The 16,874-nt window shown below is 31.2% G+C and carries 25 protein-coding genes; 16 read left to right on the forward strand and 9 right to left on the reverse strand.

Annotated features, from left to right (window positions below):
- The first annotated feature begins 32 nt into the window (after positions 1-32).
- Positions 33-455: a thioredoxin gene (gene trxA, locus D1866_RS06645; RefSeq protein WP_013777094.1), complete on the forward strand. Its 423-nt coding sequence runs from the start codon at positions 33-35 to the stop codon at positions 453-455.
- Positions 456-461: 6 nt separating this feature from the next.
- Complete coding sequence (locus tag D1866_RS06650) at positions 462-1,106, forward strand: hypothetical protein (protein ID WP_152941803.1); 645 nt, start codon at positions 462-464, stop codon at positions 1,104-1,106.
- Here D1866_RS06650 and D1866_RS06655 read toward each other — a convergent pair.
- Positions 1,103-1,612, reverse strand: a complete 510-nt coding sequence (locus tag D1866_RS06655; protein ID WP_152942959.1) for a DUF84 family protein — start codon at positions 1,610-1,612, stop codon at positions 1,103-1,105. The two genes, D1866_RS06650 and D1866_RS06655, sit on opposite strands and share 4 nt — an antisense overlap.
- Before the next feature lie 28 nt (positions 1,613-1,640).
- Between D1866_RS06655 and D1866_RS06660 the strand changes: the two genes are divergently transcribed.
- The gene (locus tag D1866_RS06660) at positions 1,641-2,507 is read left to right on the forward strand and encodes a menaquinone biosynthesis family protein (RefSeq protein WP_152941801.1); all 867 of its coding nucleotides are present in this window, start codon (positions 1,641-1,643) and stop codon (positions 2,505-2,507) included.
- On the opposite strand, the gene D1866_RS13115 is transcribed toward D1866_RS06660, so the two are convergent.
- Both D1866_RS13115 and D1866_RS06665 read right to left on the reverse strand, forming a co-directional pair.
- Positions 2,504-3,046 (reverse strand): hypothetical protein, encoded by a 543-nt coding sequence (locus tag D1866_RS13115; RefSeq protein ID WP_152941798.1) that lies wholly within the window; start codon positions 3,044-3,046, stop codon positions 2,504-2,506. The genes D1866_RS06660 and D1866_RS13115 overlap by 4 nt on opposite strands.
- Positions 3,047-3,104: 58 nt before the next feature.
- Entirely contained in the window at positions 3,105-4,085 is a 981-nt protein-coding gene (locus tag D1866_RS06665) for a cation efflux transmembrane domain-containing protein (protein ID WP_152941784.1), read from the reverse strand.
- Positions 4,086-4,356: 271 nt separating this feature from the next.
- Here D1866_RS06665 and D1866_RS13120 point away from each other — a divergent pair, with 271 nt between their 5' ends.
- Together D1866_RS13120 and D1866_RS06670 are read left to right on the forward strand one after the other, a co-directional pair.
- Complete coding sequence (locus tag D1866_RS13120; protein WP_170254132.1) at positions 4,357-4,494, forward strand: hypothetical protein; 138 nt, start codon at positions 4,357-4,359, stop codon at positions 4,492-4,494.
- 77 nt (positions 4,495-4,571) lie between these two features.
- Positions 4,572-5,159, forward strand: coding sequence for a hypothetical protein (locus tag D1866_RS06670; protein ID WP_155861225.1), 588 nt, complete (start codon positions 4,572-4,574; stop codon positions 5,157-5,159).
- On the opposite strand, the gene D1866_RS06675 is transcribed toward D1866_RS06670, so the two are convergent.
- On the reverse strand, positions 5,138-5,788 hold the full coding sequence (locus D1866_RS06675) for a 16S rRNA methyltransferase (protein ID WP_155861101.1): 651 nt from the start codon (positions 5,786-5,788) through the stop codon (positions 5,138-5,140). The two genes, D1866_RS06670 and D1866_RS06675, sit on opposite strands and share 22 nt — an antisense overlap.
- 18 nt (positions 5,789-5,806) lie before the next feature.
- Between D1866_RS06675 and D1866_RS06680 the strand changes: the two genes are divergently transcribed.
- From D1866_RS06680 to D1866_RS06690, 3 genes are read left to right on the forward strand one after another with little or no spacing between them, the layout of a single operon-like run.
- Positions 5,807-6,127, forward strand: coding sequence for a ribonuclease P protein component 4 (locus D1866_RS06680; protein ID WP_155861102.1), 321 nt, complete (start codon positions 5,807-5,809; stop codon positions 6,125-6,127).
- Complete coding sequence (locus D1866_RS06685) at positions 6,078-6,323, forward strand: YhbY family RNA-binding protein (RefSeq protein WP_152941782.1); 246 nt, start codon at positions 6,078-6,080, stop codon at positions 6,321-6,323. Before D1866_RS06680 ends, D1866_RS06685 begins: the two co-directional genes overlap by 50 nt.
- Positions 6,316-6,786 (forward strand): DUF371 domain-containing protein, encoded by a 471-nt coding sequence (locus tag D1866_RS06690; protein WP_152941780.1) that lies wholly within the window; start codon positions 6,316-6,318, stop codon positions 6,784-6,786. The genes D1866_RS06685 and D1866_RS06690 overlap by 8 nt, the downstream gene beginning before the upstream one ends.
- Here D1866_RS06690 and D1866_RS06695 read toward each other — a convergent pair.
- Together D1866_RS06695 and D1866_RS06700 are read right to left on the reverse strand one after the other, a co-directional pair.
- Complete coding sequence (locus tag D1866_RS06695) at positions 6,694-7,470, reverse strand: class I SAM-dependent methyltransferase (protein WP_152941777.1); 777 nt, start codon at positions 7,468-7,470, stop codon at positions 6,694-6,696. The two genes, D1866_RS06690 and D1866_RS06695, sit on opposite strands and share 93 nt — an antisense overlap.
- A 23-nt stretch (positions 7,471-7,493) precedes the next feature.
- Positions 7,494-8,495, reverse strand: a complete 1,002-nt coding sequence (locus tag D1866_RS06700; RefSeq protein WP_152941775.1) for an NAD(P)/FAD-dependent oxidoreductase — start codon at positions 8,493-8,495, stop codon at positions 7,494-7,496.
- A gap of 120 nt (positions 8,496-8,615) precedes the next feature.
- Between D1866_RS06700 and D1866_RS06705 the strand changes: the two genes are divergently transcribed.
- Positions 8,616-8,960: a hypothetical protein gene (locus D1866_RS06705; RefSeq protein ID WP_231136260.1), complete on the forward strand. Its 345-nt coding sequence runs from the start codon at positions 8,616-8,618 to the stop codon at positions 8,958-8,960.
- On the opposite strand, the gene D1866_RS06710 is transcribed toward D1866_RS06705, so the two are convergent.
- Entirely contained in the window at positions 8,944-10,014 is a 1,071-nt protein-coding gene (locus tag D1866_RS06710; protein WP_231136261.1) for an MFS transporter, read from the reverse strand. The genes D1866_RS06705 and D1866_RS06710 overlap by 17 nt on opposite strands.
- A gap of 51 nt (positions 10,015-10,065) precedes the next feature.
- Here D1866_RS06710 and D1866_RS06715 point away from each other — a divergent pair, with 51 nt between their 5' ends.
- The 4 genes from D1866_RS06715 to D1866_RS06730 all read left to right on the forward strand — a co-directional run bounded on the left by D1866_RS06715 (position 10,066) and on the right by D1866_RS06730 (position 13,387).
- The gene (locus tag D1866_RS06715; RefSeq protein WP_152941771.1) at positions 10,066-10,809 is read left to right on the forward strand and encodes an NAD(+)/NADH kinase; all 744 of its coding nucleotides are present in this window, start codon (positions 10,066-10,068) and stop codon (positions 10,807-10,809) included.
- Positions 10,796-11,278 (forward strand): NOB1 family endonuclease, encoded by a 483-nt coding sequence (locus D1866_RS06720; RefSeq protein WP_152941769.1) that lies wholly within the window; start codon positions 10,796-10,798, stop codon positions 11,276-11,278. The genes D1866_RS06715 and D1866_RS06720 overlap by 14 nt, the downstream gene beginning before the upstream one ends.
- A 74-nt stretch (positions 11,279-11,352) precedes the next feature.
- Positions 11,353-12,234: an HD domain-containing protein gene (locus D1866_RS06725; protein ID WP_152941767.1), complete on the forward strand. Its 882-nt coding sequence runs from the start codon at positions 11,353-11,355 to the stop codon at positions 12,232-12,234.
- A 46-nt stretch (positions 12,235-12,280) separates the two neighbouring features.
- Positions 12,281-13,387 (forward strand): aminotransferase class V-fold PLP-dependent enzyme, encoded by a 1,107-nt coding sequence (locus D1866_RS06730; RefSeq protein ID WP_152941765.1) that lies wholly within the window; start codon positions 12,281-12,283, stop codon positions 13,385-13,387.
- On the opposite strand, the gene nadA is transcribed toward D1866_RS06730, so the two are convergent.
- Entirely contained in the window at positions 13,359-14,303 is a 945-nt protein-coding gene (gene nadA / locus D1866_RS06735; protein WP_152941763.1) for a quinolinate synthase NadA, read from the reverse strand. The two genes, D1866_RS06730 and nadA, sit on opposite strands and share 29 nt — an antisense overlap.
- Positions 14,304-14,331: 28 nt before the next feature.
- The gene (locus D1866_RS06740; protein WP_152941761.1) at positions 14,332-14,682 is read right to left on the reverse strand and encodes a hypothetical protein; all 351 of its coding nucleotides are present in this window, start codon (positions 14,680-14,682) and stop codon (positions 14,332-14,334) included.
- Between the two features lie 35 nt (positions 14,683-14,717).
- Here D1866_RS06740 and cobT point away from each other — a divergent pair, with 35 nt between their 5' ends.
- From cobT to D1866_RS06755, 3 genes are read left to right on the forward strand one after another with little or no spacing between them, the layout of a single operon-like run.
- Positions 14,718-15,758: a nicotinate mononucleotide-dependent phosphoribosyltransferase CobT gene (gene cobT / locus D1866_RS06745; protein ID WP_152941759.1), complete on the forward strand. Its 1,041-nt coding sequence runs from the start codon at positions 14,718-14,720 to the stop codon at positions 15,756-15,758.
- Between the two features lie 12 nt (positions 15,759-15,770).
- On the forward strand, positions 15,771-16,091 hold the full coding sequence (locus tag D1866_RS06750) for a transcriptional regulator (protein ID WP_152941757.1): 321 nt from the start codon (positions 15,771-15,773) through the stop codon (positions 16,089-16,091).
- Entirely contained in the window at positions 16,088-16,753 is a 666-nt protein-coding gene (locus D1866_RS06755; protein ID WP_152941754.1) for an HAD family hydrolase, read from the forward strand. Before D1866_RS06750 ends, D1866_RS06755 begins: the two co-directional genes overlap by 4 nt.
- Positions 16,754-16,874: the final 121 nt, after the last annotated feature.

Consider the following 16,874-nt stretch of genomic DNA (forward strand, 5'->3'; position numbering starts at 1 on the left):
ACTTTTTAAATAATGAAATAGACTACTTACTTATGAGTAGCGATTACGATCCAGAACTAGAGGAGTTATTAAAGAAAAAAATTAAACAGATAATGAACACAAGTAAAGGTATGCAAGAAAATCAAAAAACCCAAGAAGAACTAGTAGCGCATTTAGATAGCAACACTTTTGATAATTTTATAAAATCTCATAAGGTAGCAGTAATAGACTTTTGGGCAGAATGGTGTGCTCCTTGCATAATGTTAGCACCAATTATTGAGGAATTAGCAAAAGATTATCCACAAGTAGGATTTGGAAAAGTGAATTCTGACGAAAATCAAGATATTGCAGCAAGATATGGAGTTATGAGCCTACCTACTGTTATATTCTTTAAGAATGGAGAGCCAGTAGATGAAGTCATAGGAGCTGTTCCAAGGGAAGAAATTGAAATAAGAATTAAGGAATTATTAAAGTGATAATTAATGAAACCTTTGCTCATAGGTGTTGATGGTTTAAGCTATAGTAGTTTCATGAAGTGCAATCCTAGATTCTTACTTACTTTATTTAGTAGTGCATTTAGAGGAGTTGTTGTAAATAGAAAACCCCAGCATCCTGCGTCTTCGTGGATGTCAGTTCTTGAAATGAGAGATATAGGCGGCAATTCATTCTATATTAAAGTTGAAGAAAAACCAACATTAATTAAAGAGACTAATGCAGTTGCAATAAATTTACCTATAACAAATCCAACTTATGGTGAATTAGGCTTTCCTTATGATTCTAATTTAACAGCCAAGGATGAGATAGACAAAGTAATAGAGGCAATTCTTGATTCACTAGAAGAGCAGCCAGTAATTGCTGATATTACTGCTATAGATAGGCTAGTGAGAGTAAATCCACAAGCAAAATGTGAAATATATAAAGAGGTTGATGATGGGTTAAGAAAGCTTTTAAGGAAGGTTGATGATTTCATATTATTTTCACCCTATGGAGAGCCAAAATCAGATAAAATGTGTGATCATGAAGACTATGGAGTTTACTTATCAACAGTTCCAAGACCTAATGAACACGATACTGTAAAATTACCAGAGATTGGACTTTTGTTTAAGAGATTAGCCTCTCAAAGCTAAATATTTTTGTTATAAAATGGATATAATGCTAGAATTACTGGATCTACATATAACCTTGTTCTATCAATATATTTAGTAAGAATTCCAACAGCGCCTTCAGAATATTTTGTACCAGACCTAGAGTAAACCTTATCTACAGCATAGCCTAGTTCAATACCTTGATTTATATACTTCACTACTTTTGGAGGTAAAGTGAAAGATGCAGACTTTGAAAAGTTTTCATTACCTTCCTTATCTACTGCGTATACTACGGCAAACGCTAATACTTTGTTATACTCAAAGCATATTCCGCCTTCTATTCCTATTCCTATATCAGCGTTTGCAGTTCTCAATGCTCTAATTGCCCTGTTTCTTGCACCAAATAGAGTTTCTTTACAGTAAGGTTGAGAAGAAACTCCAGAATCTACTTCCACTGGAATTATTTCAGCCTTTAGCCCAATAATATTTAATGCTTCTTTTACCGCCTCAACTTTAGTCCTATTTTTACTACCTACTGAAACTAACATTTTTAACTTGCAGGATATACTAAGATTCATGGTAACAATAAAAGTTGGCGCCCTAGCAGATTCGGGTGATCTATATCCTTTTATACCATTAATTGAAGGAAAAATAAAACCAGAAGGTTTTAACTTAGAAATTGAGGTTATACCAACTGTTCAAGATGTAAACGAGAAAGTACTAAAGAAGGAAGTTGATGTATCGGTGCCATCAGCTGCTATGTATCCTTACATTCAAGACGATTATTATATTATGAGTAACGCAGTAGCTTCTGCTGTAGATGGAATAACAGGTATGCCAATTTTAGCTTCTAAAGAAATGAGTTTAGATGAAGTCAAGAAATCTAGATTAATAGTTCACGGCCCAAATACTTCGGCCTTTACTCTTTATAAGTTACTTATAGGAAAATATGGAAAATTGGTAATAATTAAGAGAGTTTTAGACGAAATCAAGGGCTTAGGTACTGAAGGCGACGTGCTAGTTGCTGTTCATGAAATTAAAATGATGTATGCAATGCAGAAATTAGGTGTTAAATATTACAAAATAGGTAGTATGTGGGATATGTGGAAGAATGTTTCAAATAATGCCCCAATGCCAATGGGCATGGTTGTAGTGTCTAAAGAATTAGGAAAAGATTTAGCTTTAAAATTCAAGGAAGTTTACGAGAAAAGCAAAAAATATGCAGAAAAGAATTTACAGGAAATAATTCCTAAAGATGTTGAGATAATGAGAGAAGCACAAGGAGCTAATTTAGATAAGGAAATAGTAGAAAAAACCATATGGGCAGACATTCAAGAATATAACGTCCCCGAAAACGAAGTTATTAAAGGTTTAGAAACATTCTATAGGCTTACAGAAGAAAAGGGAATTTTACCTAAAGTTAAGAAGCTAGACTTAATTTAAAGAATTTTTGATATATATGGAAATTTATTTAATGTAAAAATTATATCTATTTCTGACTTTAATTCGCTTAATAACTCAGAAACATAATTTAGATAAGTAAAAGGTAAACTCAATTCTGTTATATACAACTCTTCGTTATTGTCTATTTCGATTAAAATCGAGAACCTAATGAAAGGTATTAACTCTAAGCATTCAAGCACTTTTTTGGAATTATGAAAAATATCTAGTATAGCATCTCTATTACCGTAATCTATTATAAAACTCTCTATTACCGTATGATTATACATGCCTTTTAAGATCTCATTAAATGAAGAAAAAGACCTAAGTGAAGAGAAAATCAAAGGTTGCGCGTAACCAGAATATTTAACTTCGACCTTTAATCCGTCAGCTCTTTTATCTAAACTCATTTTCCACTTATCATACTTTTCATCATAATATTCTGGAATTCCAGAGTAATTTATAAATTCCTTTATTCTTAAACCATCCTTTAGAGATAATGAAAAAGATAAATTAGACTTAATGCTTTTTCTTATAGGCAATCTGTCAAAATTTATCTTTATAATTGAAGAACTATAAACAGGTGTAAAACTTAAGTTCCTAATCTTTAGTAACTGCTCTTTTAATGAGCTCTCTTCCGTTTTCAATATCTTTGAAATTAGCGGAATATTTGGCCCAATTTGCCTCATTAACTTTATTGCTGTTACTAACTTTTGTTGCATCATTAGTAATTAGTAATTTGTGCTTTTTAATTTTCTCTGGAACTACTCTTACTTCCACAATGGCAACATTTTCAAATGAATTTACAATTCTCTTTACAGTTTTTCTTATCTTATATACATTTGAAAGTTTGCAATCGGGTGGTAATGAAATAACAATGTATACCATATAAAAGGAACCCAGCTTTCTTACATATATGTTTTTGAGATTAATACCAAGACTCTCTAAAATTATCTTTATCCTATCCTTAAATGGAGCATCACAGTTAATGCCTATTAACGAATAAATTGCCTCTTTAAATTGCCTTATGGCGTCAGCTAGAATAAAGCCTATTATAGTAAAAACTACAGTTAAAGTGAGATAATATTCATTTATAATTATTGCAAATCCACTTACTATTTCCATGAGTAAATCCAATTTGCTATGAGTAAGATCAGTTTTTACTAGAGATATCCAAGAATATCGTTTCTCGAGTATAAATACTACTAAAGTTAATACGCTATTTGAGTATATTATTAACGACAGCCATGCTGGAACTTCGTAGTTAACATCGTTAATTATTAAATTAATATAATTAATTGAGAGAATTACTATAAATATTGTAACAAATAATACAGCTATACTTTCAAGGTTATATAATCCCCATGGAAATTTATTTGATCTTCGATATATTATATTAAGTAATAGAGAGAATAATATTGCTGAAGTTGCATCTATAAAACCGTGAAATGAATCTGCTATAAGTACAGCTGAGTGATAAATTTCACCAAAATATATTTCTATGATTGAAATTGGCAAGAGTAATGCTCCAGTAAATAAAAATATTCTTGAAACTTCCCTTAATTTTTCTAAGGGTATCAAGCATAATCACCTTTTCATACCCAATATATTATTTACTCGTATTGTTAAAAAGTTTGCACTGGAAGGATATTTTAGAACGTAGAAATATTATTGAACTTAAAAGCTTACACTTGCAAGCCTTAATTTAAGATTATTTTTAATATATATGACGTTATCTACTAAAATTACTTCAAGATTATGATCGTCAAAATTTTATGAAAAATTATATAGATAAATCTTTGTTACTTTTCCTGAGATAAATTTTTTAAAGTAAAATAACCTTAAATTATGTATGGCAGAGAAGAAGACTGAAATAAATAGCTTTTCTGATTTAATAAAAGCATTGTTCAAAGACGATAACTGGTATCTAGGTGGGTTTATAGTAGCGTTAATATTATTCATTATATTCGATTTAATAGTATATAAATAATTTTTTTAATTTTTAATGATTTCTCAATATGAACAAGTTTTATAAAGTGGTAAAATGTTTACATTTATGTGAGTAAAGTGGCAAGAGTAAATATTGCGGCTGATGCTGAAATAGTTAAAGAATTAGAAAAGGAAGCTAAAAGTAGAGGATACACTATATTTTCTCTTACTAACATAGCACTCAAATCTATGTTAGAATTAATAAGAAGTGGAGAAGATTCTACAACTTTATCTCATTTAGTAGAATTTTATAAAATAACTAAGGATCTTGACATTATCCCTGTTACATCTTGGTATATAGAAAACTTAGTTAAACTAGCCTATGAGAAAGATCAGAAAGCGTTAGAAGAAATATGCGATGGAACAGGACAGCAAATATCCTCCTATTTAAGGTCTAGAGCTTCTACATTTGAAGAATTGCTTCAAATTTATGATACAATAAAATCTGTGTTACCCATAAAGGACATAAGAATAAAAAGAGTTAATGATGAAATTATTGAAATAAGGATTACTGGTAGTGGATTCAGTAGTGAATCTACATTATGCACTTCTAAAGTATTTAGGAAGATTCTAGAGGCTTATTACTTTGAAATTTTAGAAATGACATATTCGCCTGGAGGAATAATATTTACTAGAGTTAAATATCAAGGCCAGCCTAATAAGTAATTACAAGAAGATATTATTCTACATACTACTTGTTGAGTTTCTAACGCTCTTTTACTTATTGAATAGCGTTCAGTGAAAATTCCTTTTACCTCTTCAGAAAAATCGCCATGCTGAAAAGCTCCTATCCCTAAAAGAAAATTTTCGTTGCAAAGATATGTCGGATCAATCTTGTTTCCATCCTCTGAAAGAAGTACTGGCTTATATTTTTTGGCAATGTCTGATAGCTTTACATTTAGTATTTTCATTAAAGGCCTAGAAGAATTTGGAGGTATTTGACCAAACTTCAGTAACTGTTCCATTAGACCTATAAATCTATTATAATTTTTGGGCGGATTCAAATCTTTCTCAACTTTTATAATTCTAGAGTCGTAAGTATGTATATAGAAATCTCCTAAAATTTCTTTTTCAGATAAAATCATTATCATTGCCATATGTACTATATCCGGTCTACCTCTTTTTTGCCAATCTTTCAATTTTCTCATTGCATGATAATGTAAAGATATGTCAAGGATAGTATCTTGGGGTTTCTTTCCCCTTCTTTCTGCATTTTTAATAACGCTAGGATCGTTTAAGATTTCTTTAGGTACAAGCTCTAAGGCCGAATCTAAAAGAATGAAATTAAGTTTCACGGATTATAAGAAATATATGTGAATAAAAAAACTCTAAAGAAGAGAGCCTTAAAGCTAATTAATGATGCAATAAAGCTTGCAGAGGAAGGAAACTTAGAATTAGCTAGGAAATATATAATGTTAGCTAGAGAATACTCAAATAAAGGCAGATTTAAAATACCATTAGAATATAAAAGAAAATTTTGTAGAAAATGCCTAACCCCTTTAATACCAGGTAAAACGGAAAGAATAAGAATAAAGTCAAAGATTTTAGTTAGAAGTTGTTTAATTTGTGGGTGGATAAGGAGATATGATCTCAGAAAAAATAAAGAAAGCAAAAGCGGAACATCCGACAATTAGAATAGGTAAGAATGGATTAACAGAAGGTTTAATAAATGAAATAAAAAGGCAATTAAAAGACAATGAAGTAGTGAAAATAAGAATTGGAATAAAAGACCAAGATAGGAGAGAAATTGCTAAAAAAGTTGCAGAGTTGACCAATGCGAAATTAGTGGAAGTTAGAGGATATACTTTTATTTTGATGAAAAATGAGTAAGCTTGCTGTAGATACCTTAGAAATATATGGCCATCCAAATGTTTTAGGAAAACATAAATCTACTTTAGAATTTACTAAAGAGAATTACTTGACTCCCAGAGGAGATTGCATAATAGGAATAAATTCCACTAAAGCAATAGCAGATTTAAAAGAAGAAGTAAAAGAAATACTTAAAGAAAATGGGTATGGCTATGTGGTAATTAAGATTGATAACCTTATAGACATAGTATCAGGGAGAGGAGATAAAAGAATGACATTTTCTAATAAAGTGAAGATAATTATAAGAAAATCAAATTTTATTTCTGACTCTACTCTACTAGTTTATTCCGATAAAGCGGCGGCTGACATTAAAAGAGATATTATTAATAGGTTAAGACAAGGTGATAAGGCTAAAGTTTTTATCATTGCATCTGATATACCCCTTAAAAATGAAGAGATCCTTAGAGTAATCGTTCACTCTTAGCCATTTATACGCAGGTATTCTTGACATCCCCTCCTTTGTAGTTAATATATAAATGATTAATTCACCTTTAGTCACTCTGCATAACTCATTAAGGAATTCTAAAATCATCGTGGGATTATCTGCATAAACCTTATCGAACGCTTTATTCCTAAAAGGCAAATTATGGGCATCGTATTGAACAATATCTATTAGGTGAATTTTTTTCTTATTTAGAGATAAACTTTCTCTGAGCATTTCTAATCCTTCTATATTAAGGTCACCCGCAACCACGTATCTAGAAATTGTACTAGCATGAATTGCAATACCTCCATATCCGCAAAAAGCGTCCAGAATTTTCTCGTTTTCTTTGACTTCTTCTTTTATTTTATTCCTTTCTCCGCCTAGTGAAGGATTAACGTAGACTTTCTTAACATCAACAACAAACGATAAGCCGTTCTCTTTAAAAATTGTCCTCGATATATTTTCCCCACCTATTAATTCTAATTCGCTAATTCTAAGCTCACCAGTTACTTTTCTCTTAATATAAACAGCTTTAACTTTCGGATTAATTTGCATAATTGCTTTGGCTAATTTTTCCTTATCTATATCTTTTTTCTTAGGAGATAAAATAACTATATTACCAATTATATAATAGCTTGATACGCCTTCCACTAATTCCCTTAATTTGGGAGTTCTCTTTTTCATAAAAATTTGATTTAAAAAATGCCTTAAACCTTCTTAAATTTGTCCATTTCTGAGCTATGACCTGCAAATAATGATGCATTAGGGTCAATGTACTTTTTAGCAACGCTAGTAGCTATTGCAACTTGTCCAAATCCAACAGCAATTAGGGCTAATTTTGGAGCTCCTTCTTGTAAAGCAATATCTCCAGCTGCGTAAACTCCAGGTAAGTTAGTTTCCATTCTAGCGTTAACAATTACATCTCTCCCTTTCATTGCTACTCCCCATTTAGGTAAATTACCTAGATCACCCTTAAAGCCTATACTTATTATCACTGCATCAACGTCAAGAGTTTTTTCTTCTTTGGTTCTGTTATCAAATATTATAGCTTGTGTAACTTTGTTGCCATCTCCTTTAACTTCTTTCAATTCATGCCATGTATATACTGTAGCAACTTGGAATAATTCCTTAACACTTCTTTCATGAGCTCTAAATTGATCTCTCCTATGAATTAATGTAACTGATTTTGCTACTGGAGCTAAAGTTAAAGCCCAATCTACTGCTGCGTCTCCTCCTCCAACTATTAGAACTCTCTTGCCTTCAAAATCTTTTTTCCTTCTAACTGTATAGTATACTCCTTTATTCTCATATTCTAACTCTCCCTTAGCTCCGAGTCTAGATGGCATTATTTTTCCTATACCCATTGCTATTAATACTGTTTTTGTTTTAAATTGATTACCTTTATCAGTTTTTACTATCCACATATTATCGTCTGTTTTCTGTATCCAATCGACCCACTCTTTTAGTCTAATGTCTGGTGAAAACATTTTAGCTTGTTCTACTAACTTTTGTGCTAATTCATAACCTAATATACCAGGATAACCTCCAACATCGTAAACCATTTTTTCTGGATATAATGATACTAATTGACCTCCTAGCTCATCTTGAGAATCTATTATCATCGTTTTCATATCTCTTAAAGTAGCGTAGAATGCACCAAATAGGCCTACTGGACCGCCACCTATTATTATCATATCATATTCTGACATATGTTGTCATAGAATTTAGAAAACTTATACTATTTAAACCTTACTAATTATTCGTTCAAAATAGTCTATATCCTTGAAGGATAGATAATTATAAAATTAAGAACAATAATTGAAGTTTTAATGCAGTTATGCTTATTCATGCTATTGGTTATCCCTTATTTTATATTATGGGGATTGTGGGGTAAATATTTTAGAAAGATAGTAACTGAGGGCTTAAAATATGTAGGTGACTATTATATTGATGAAAATTATAAAATTCCTCCTCTTTCTTCGGTAAAGATTAACATTAACGGAAAATGCGCAATAATAATAAATGGAGGAACAGGATGGGCAACAATCAGGATAAATGGAGGACCTAGAGAAAAAGTTTTCAAAATTAGATTATTAAATGCGGTAGGAACGCTAGAAATAATAAATGAGAGCAGATTTTTCCCAATTATTGTTTCAATTAGACGTTCACCTTAAGCTTCTTTAGCAAAATTAAAGGAATAAGAGACAGTATTGTCGTAACTACCCATATCATATTTCCAGCTAAACTTCCAATAGGTTCAAACAAGCTTCCAATTAATATATTTAGTGAATTTACTTCTGCTAACGAAATTCCGGAATTAATTCCCTTACCTATAGAAGCTATAGCATATACTATTGATATAGAAAGCTCATTAAAGAGACCCATTATTATTATTCCTAGAATATAATATTTAGTATAGAGAAGTAAAGCTGGAATGCTACCTAATAATGATGATATAATTAGTAATTTTATTTTATCCATTCTATCTCCTAAAAAACCAAGTAAGCCCCCGAACATTGATGAAAGGAGAAGAATTGAAGTAAATTCACTACTCTGCAGAATTTGTATACCTAAGTAGAATTTTGCGAAAGATGGAAATAATTCTCCTACAACATAATATATTCCCCATACTCCGGCAGATGCGACACCAATTATAAAGGAGTTTTTATCTTTAATTATCTTCCAATTCATCTTTAAATTCGGCTTATTAATGTTAACAATAGCAGCTAATATTGTAAGAATAGATAATATTGCTGAAGAAATTGAAAAGCCCAATTTTTCATCTAAAATAATCCAATTTAATCCTATTATTCCTCCTAATGCAAACATAGAATTATAAACTCCAAGTGCAGTACTCACTTTTTTCTCATTTAAGTACGCTAAAATTGCAGCACCAGTAGAAAAGAACATAGAAGCCCCAACACCTGCCATAAAATAAAATACTAAAATTTGATAAAAAACTTTTGAAACTCCAATAAGAAATGCAGACAAAGACATTATAAATAATCCTAAAACCAAAGTATTCCTAGAACCTAGCTTAGAAGAAATAAATGCAGAAGGTATTTGCATACTACCTGAACCTAAAAAGAAAGAAAATGGAATTAACCCAGCTAAATTTAACGGAACTTTAAAAGTGAGTATTATATAAGGTATTGCAGGCGCTAAGTAAAACCAACTTATTGCGTATATTATTCTCGCAAAAAAGATTGAATAGCCTTTCATTGCCATAATAGCATCAAAAAGAAGACTATTATAATCTATGCTTAGAAATATCATTGAATGAGAATTAAGATAGTTAGTAAGCCCTCGAGTCAAATCCTAGAAATTGTGCAAAAAATTATAAGTACTGCCAAGTCTCAAGGATTTGAGATAGACGAACAAAATCCAGATATAATAATAGCTGTAGGCGGGGATGGAACCCTTTTAAAAGCCATCAAACTAAATAAGCCGGTTATAGCAATTAAGGCAGGAAGAAGAGGTTTTTTAATGGACGTTAATCCTGAGTCTATAGATGAAGTATTTAAAAGACTTAAGGAAAATGATTATAAAATACAAGAGTATCCACTTTTAGAGACAAATATATGTGGAATTTCTTCATTAGCATTTAACGAAACAGGAATTTTAGCAGATCAGCCTGAAACCATATTATTAACGTTATCATTTTTAAATTCAGAAATACAAATTGAAGGAGACGGAGTTCTAATTTCAACACCTCAAGGAACTACTGGATGGAGCCTTTCTGCTACTGGAAACATATTATATGGTATAAACGCAATGGAGGTAGCATTTATTAATCCAGTTCTTTCTCCTTTAAGATCCATAGTATTACCACCAACTGAAATAAAAGTGAAAGTAGAGAGTAAAGGATATCCGCAAAAAATAAGAGTTACTAGTGACGGTGATTTACTAAAAGTTATAAATGAGGGAAGTGAAATAAAGGTTAAACTAAGTCCTAAAAAAGCTATAATATATAGATTTTTTGATATAGATCCACTAAGGAGGATACTGAATGGAGATAAATAGAAATATAATTCTTGATACGGCTGGATTCCTAGCAGGCCTAGAAAATTTACTTAATAAAGTGTATACAACGCCATACGTAATAAATGAAGTAAAAGATCTTGCTTCACGAAATTCACTTAGTCTAGCTACTAGTTCTGGAAAAGTTATAGTAATGGAGCCGTCTAAAAACTCCATTAATAAAGTGCTAAAAGCAATTAAGGAAATAAACGAACAAACTTTATCGAAAACCGATATTTCAATAATCGCACTTTCCTTAGATCTTTCGCCTTCATTGGTTTTTACCGACGATTTATCCTTACAGAATGTTCTCCTAAGATTTAATATTCCGTTTAAATCAGTCAAATTAAATAAAATGGCTATTAACGAAAAGAAATTTATATATATGTGTCAAGAGTGCAAAAGGAAGTTTAACCTATATTTAAAGGAATGTCCGTACTGTGGTGGAAAAATAGTAAAAGTTAACAAATAATCTGTGCGTAAATTCAATTTAAGGCATTTTACATATTCTAGAAAAGTTTAATTTAAGATATTTTAAATAAGTTTATGCAACTTGCTGATATTATAAGTGCTATTACTAAGGTTGGCGGAAATCCACTCGCAATAGCTAAAATTACGGGTATATCTATTATTAATGTAATAAAATCCATTAACATTTTAAAATATAAATATCACTTGGCATTATTCACAGGATTATTAGCTGAAAATCTTCAATTACAAAAAATATTACTTCTATGTAAAAATTCTAAAATAAAACTATCTACATCCAAAAAATTATTCTTTCCTTTAGTAAATTTATTTAGAGCAGATTTAGAAGAAAACAAATTCATGTTAGTAATTTATACTAATAAAGACGCACTAAATAGTATTCAGACCGCAGTAAAAAAGTTAAGAGATGAAAATATAGTAGAATGCGAAATATTTGAAATTAGTGAGACAAAAAGGTACTACAGAGATATATCTTGCTTTAATTTTGATCAGAATATGTGGACTTGTGATAGACTCTTACAATTTAATAAGCGCGGAAAAATAGTGAAACCAGACGAAGAAGATATAAATCTTATAGTTAAATTGCAAGCAAATCCTTATATTCCATATTATTTATCACCACATTACAGCCATATTAAGCATGTACTACAAGGATTTTTATATACACTAGGTATCAATGATACGATATTAGATATTATAGCCGATAAGGAGGTAATATTTCATCCCAATACCTTATGGTCTGCGAAAATAGGTAATAAATATTTAATGGAAATACATATAAATTATAAGGAATTGGATAAAATAGTACAAAAAATAAAAGCTCACTCTAACGAGATTTTCATAGTTCCCAAAACGCCTTCTTATGCAGAAGGATATTCAATACCTTATGAGATCTTTAAGGAGAAAAAGTGGGAATTTCCAAAAATTGTCCTAGAATGAACTTACCAATAAAAGATTTTTTATAAAGTTAATTTACATTGTTGTTATGTTTTGGGAAGATTTTAGAGAGCTAGTACCAGCTACTAAAAATTATATTTACCTTAACCATGCGGCCCTTTCTCCCACACCGTTACCAGTACTTTATGAAACATTTAGGTATCTATATGAAGTAAGTAAATCTGGTACGATTGCAGATAATGAGGAACAAAAAGATGAATTATTCCATATAAGGAAAAATATATCAAATTTAATTAAAGCCGATCCTTTAGAGATTTCATTAATACCTAACACTAGTTTTGGAATCAATGAAGTTGCACACGGACTAGAATACGACGATAAATCTAATGTAGTAACCGATAGCTTGGAGTTTCCTGCTACAGTTTATCCTTTTCTTAAAATAAAAAAATTAGAAAAGAGAATAGTAAATGCTTCTCCTTATGATATTGAAGATAAAATAATAGAAAACATAGATGAAAATACAAAAATTGTGTCAATAAGCCACGTGAGTTTTAATTCTGGAGTAAGAATAGACGTACAAAAAATTGTGACAAAAGCGAAAAAAGTTGGTGCATTAGTTTTACTAGATATAATACAGAGTGCTGGTGCGATTAAAATAAATGTTAAAGATTTAGGTATCGACTTTGCAGTAGCAGGAGGATATAAATGGTTGATGTCTCCTCAAGGATCTGGTTTTATGTATATAAGAAAAGGACTTTTGGAAGATCCTCCATTTTACGGATGGAAGTCGGCAAAAAATTACTTAGATTTCGATCCTACTAAGTTTGAACTAGAGAAGGGACCTAGAAGAATTGAGATAGGAACAATAGATATTGCAGCTAATTTAGGTCTATCTAAATCGGCAGAGATTATCAGTTCTCATGAAGATGAAATTGAAAAGAGGGTTTTACAATTGTCAGCATATGCTATAGACCTTGCAGAGGACAAAAAATTTGAGGTAATAACTCCAAAGGAGAAGAGGGCTGGAATAGTAGTAATAAAAGTTAAGAAACCTAAGGAAATAGCTTCCCGCCTTGCTCAAAGAAATATAATAGTTTCGCCTAGAGGAGAAGGAATCAGAATTTCAACTCATTTTTATAATACAGAAGAGGAGATCGAAAAAACTATTAACTCAATTTCTCAAGAAGTTTCATAGTTCTTTCAAATGCTTCTTTTGCTTTTTCTGCAACATCTTTTGGAACTATTACCTTTGTAACTTCATTCTCCAATGAGTTCTCTATTTTCTCTAATGTTATCATTGCCATGTATGGGCATCTAGCACAAGCACACGATTCCGTACTTATTAATGGATAAAATACTTTATCTGGAACTTGAAGTTTTAGTGCATTTAACATACCTATCTCGGTGGCTACTATAAATTCCTTGTATTTACTTTCCTTTGCGAATTTTATCATTTGATTAGTTGATCCTACAAAATCTGCAGCTTCCAAGATTTCTAAAGGAGATTCTGGATGAGCCATTAATACTGCGTTTGGATATTTCTTCCTTGCCATTTCTACAAACTGCTTAACATATGAAGCATGAACTAAACATCTACCATTTGGTGGTACTTTGATTATCTTCTTTCCTGTTTTCTTTTCAACATAATTTGCTAAATTCGCATCTGGCCCAAATAATACAACATCGGAATCTAAAGCTTTAACAATCTTTACTGCAGTAGAAGAAGTAACTATATAGTCTGCTAACGCTTTTGCATAAATACTAGTATTTATATATAAAACTACTGGAGCGTGCGAGTATTCTTCCTTAAATTTCTTTAATGTATCAACATCTAATGCGTCAGATAACGTACATCCGGCTTTAGGATCTGGAGATAATACTAACTTATCCTGATTTAAAGCTGCGGCTTGTTCTGCCATGAAATATACTCCAGCAAACACTATAATGTCGGCATTAGTTTTCATCACCTTTACTGCTAGATCGTAAGAATCTCCAGTAAAGTCTGAAACTAGCTGAACTGCGTAGTCCATATAATTATGCCCTAAAATAATAGCGTTCTTTTCTCTCTTTAGTTCTTTAATTCTCTTTATTAACTCGGCGTAATCTGTCATATTCCGAACACATGTTCGATTGCGAAAACTAATTTAAAAACTTTTTTACCGAATAAAACAATTCTTCTAAGTCCTCCATAATCCTCACAAGTAAACCATATATTACGTCATCGTCAGTTTTATGTAAATTCTTTATTATATTCATAATGTCAATTAATTCTTGCAAGAGATAAGAATCTATAACATTTCTTCTAAATAATTCTAAAAACAATTTTTCATCATCTGGCTCATTAATAAGTCTTCTTGCCTCGTTTAATACTTCTTTATATAACTCTATAATACCTTCTTTCACATCAGATTTTAATTCGTTATTAGATCTAAATTCTTCTAAAGATACCTCTGTACCTTTCTCTACCTTTCTATAAGCTTCCCAAAACACGTAAAAATTTTATTCATCAGAATATATAGAGTTACATGATAAAGGAAGTATTAGGAAGTTTTATTGAGAATCTTAAAACAGCAAAGAATTATCCATTTATTCTTGTAATAGCAACTACAGACGTAAGTTTAATACCAGGCATTACAGTTGCAGGTGCTTCTCCAGAGCTAACTCACTTTACACCCGCTGCAGATGCGGAATTTTTAGTTCTTGGAAAATGTAAGGTAATAAATACAGTGCCCATCACTCCTGATGGAATTCCAACACCAGCTTTAGTAACTAGGGCTTCCTTATCTTTCACTAAAGTGACTAAACTTGTTGTAAATGCAGGAAGTAAAATTCTACCAAAAATACCTTTTATAGATGTAGGAGGAAAACCCGGAGGGGATATCAGAAAATATTCGCTAGATTTAGAAACAACACAGAGAATAATTGAAAATTCTACTCTTTTAGGTGAGGAATTATCCAATACTTATGATCTCTTAGTCATAGGTGAATCAATTCCTGCCGGAACTACTACTGCCATGGCTGTATTACAAGGTTTAGGATATAATGCAATAGATAAAGTAAGTTCTGCATCGCCTACTAATCCTAAAGAATTAAAGAGGAAAGTAGTTTTAGATGCTCTTAAGAATCTCCCTAGTAATACGCTAGGGAAGATTGCGAAATTAGCAGATCCAATGCTGATTTCAGTGGCAGGAATTTCACTAGGATTCAAAGGAAAGATCTTATTAGCAGGAGGTACTCAGATGACTGCAGCTGCTGCAATAATAAAGGAATTTAATAAAGAAAAATTAAAAGACATTGCAATAGGAACTACTAAATGGATAGTTAAGGATAGATGCTCAGATATAATTTCACTAGCTAAGCAAGTTGGCGTAAGTCTAATTTATGCAGATTTAGATTTCTCTAAATCTAAACATAAAGGAATAAGAGTCTATGAAGAAGGATACGTAAAAGAAGGTGTAGGAGCAGGAGGAGCTTCAATACTTGCAATGGTTAATGGAGCTAAAAATGAAGACATCGTTAGAAAAGTGGATGATATGTATTCAGAATTGCTTATAAGCAAGAATTAAGAAGATAACTTAATGGAGTACGATTTTTTAACTACTAGAGAAAAGATTTTTTACCTTTTAATGTACGCGGACGAGCCTCTTACTGCTAAGCAGATAATGAAGATTCTAGGGATAAAAAAGGAAAAAGAAGTTTATTCTCATATATATCATTTAGCTAAATCATCTAAAAGAAAGGATTTCATTATAATTATGTTTCCTCCTGAATGTGAGGACTGTGGATATGTATTTAAATTAGAAATTCCTAAAAAACCTAGTAAATGCCCAATTTGTAAATCGGAGAGAATAAAGCCTCCAAGCTTTTTAATAAGAAAGAAAGGAAAAAATAATGAATGAAGGCTATTTTTGTTGATATGGGCGAAACGCTAGTAAAATTCACACCCAGATATTATGAAGCTGTAACTAACGCTATCAGAGAGAAAGGTTTCGATGTAGATGAGAGAGAAGTGTTTAGAGCCTTAATGCAACAATTAGGTAATCATCATTTTCCGCATCCCGAAGTAGGAGGGCTATCAAACATTGATTTTAGAGATTTATTCTATAGATTAGGATTAGTAGCAAACGATAAAGTTATTAAAGATTTAGAAAGTAGATCTTATCTTTCAAATAAATATGAATTATTCGACGATGCAATACCGTTTTTGGAGGAAGTTAAAAAAATGGGATTAAAAGTGATATTAGTAAGTAACGCCACGTCAAGCATACATAAAATAATTAGAGAGCTCAATTTAATAAAATACCTTGATGGAATAGTAGCATCTTGCGATTTAGGAGTAATGAAGCCTCACCCAAAAATTTTCTACTATGCAAAAAGAATGGCTGGAGGAGATGGAATTCATATAGGAGACGTTTATGAAATAGATGTAGTAGGTGCTAGAAGAGCCTATCTAGATGCAATACTATTAGACAGATTTAATTATTATCCAGAAATTAAGGAAAATAAGGTGAATAATCTATTACAAGCAGTAAAATTAATAAAAGAGAAGTTGAACTATTAGTAAGTAAAATTCCTCCACATCCTAATCCCAAAATTTTCTTAGAGCAGTATTTAACTCCGCCAGAAGTCGTTGCTGACCTCGTATGGTTAGCGTTTCTCAGAGGAGAAATTAAAGGAAAAAG

This window comes from Acidianus ambivalens, assembly GCF_009729015.1.
Classification (GTDB): Archaea; Thermoproteota; Thermoprotei_A; order Sulfolobales; family Sulfolobaceae; genus Acidianus; species Acidianus ambivalens.

What these genes read in the sequence shown, in the direction of transcription:
- trxA (WP_013777094.1), top strand. Translation starts at nt 33, where the DNA reads ATGAGTAGCGATTACGATCCAGAACTAGAGGAGTTATTAAAGAAAAAA.
- D1866_RS06650 (WP_152941803.1), top strand. Translation starts at nt 462, where the DNA reads ATGAAACCTTTGCTCATAGGTGTTGATGGTTTAAGCTATAGTAGTTTC.
- D1866_RS06655 (WP_152942959.1), bottom strand. Translation starts at nt 1,612, where the DNA reads ATGTTAGTTTCAGTAGGTAGTAAAAATAGGACTAAAGTTGAGGCGGTA.
- D1866_RS06660 (WP_152941801.1), top strand. Translation starts at nt 1,641, where the DNA reads ATGGTAACAATAAAAGTTGGCGCCCTAGCAGATTCGGGTGATCTATAT.
- D1866_RS13120 (WP_170254132.1), top strand. Translation starts at nt 4,357, where the DNA reads ATGGCAGAGAAGAAGACTGAAATAAATAGCTTTTCTGATTTAATAAAA.
- D1866_RS06685 (WP_152941782.1), top strand. Translation starts at nt 6,078, where the DNA reads ATGATCTCAGAAAAAATAAAGAAAGCAAAAGCGGAACATCCGACAATT.
- D1866_RS06690 (WP_152941780.1), top strand. Translation starts at nt 6,316, where the DNA reads ATGAGTAAGCTTGCTGTAGATACCTTAGAAATATATGGCCATCCAAAT.
- D1866_RS06695 (WP_152941777.1), bottom strand. Translation starts at nt 7,470, where the DNA reads ATGAAAAAGAGAACTCCCAAATTAAGGGAATTAGTGGAAGGCGTATCA.
- D1866_RS06700 (WP_152941775.1), bottom strand. Translation starts at nt 8,495, where the DNA reads ATGTCAGAATATGATATGATAATAATAGGTGGCGGTCCAGTAGGCCTA.
- D1866_RS06705 (WP_231136260.1), top strand. Translation starts at nt 8,616, where the DNA reads ATGCAGTTATGCTTATTCATGCTATTGGTTATCCCTTATTTTATATTA.
- D1866_RS06710 (WP_231136261.1), bottom strand. Translation starts at nt 10,014, where the DNA reads ATGGCAATGAAAGGCTATTCAATCTTTTTTGCGAGAATAATATACGCA.
- D1866_RS06715 (WP_152941771.1), top strand. Translation starts at nt 10,066, where the DNA reads ATGAGAATTAAGATAGTTAGTAAGCCCTCGAGTCAAATCCTAGAAATT.
- D1866_RS06720 (WP_152941769.1), top strand. Translation starts at nt 10,796, where the DNA reads ATGGAGATAAATAGAAATATAATTCTTGATACGGCTGGATTCCTAGCA.
- D1866_RS06725 (WP_152941767.1), top strand. Translation starts at nt 11,353, where the DNA reads ATGCAACTTGCTGATATTATAAGTGCTATTACTAAGGTTGGCGGAAAT.
- D1866_RS06730 (WP_152941765.1), top strand. Translation starts at nt 12,281, where the DNA reads ATGTTTTGGGAAGATTTTAGAGAGCTAGTACCAGCTACTAAAAATTAT.
- nadA (WP_152941763.1), bottom strand. Translation starts at nt 14,303, where the DNA reads ATGACAGATTACGCCGAGTTAATAAAGAGAATTAAAGAACTAAAGAGA.
- cobT (WP_152941759.1), top strand. Translation starts at nt 14,718, where the DNA reads ATGATAAAGGAAGTATTAGGAAGTTTTATTGAGAATCTTAAAACAGCA.
- D1866_RS06750 (WP_152941757.1), top strand. Translation starts at nt 15,771, where the DNA reads ATGGAGTACGATTTTTTAACTACTAGAGAAAAGATTTTTTACCTTTTA.
- D1866_RS06755 (WP_152941754.1), top strand. Translation starts at nt 16,088, where the DNA reads ATGAAGGCTATTTTTGTTGATATGGGCGAAACGCTAGTAAAATTCACA.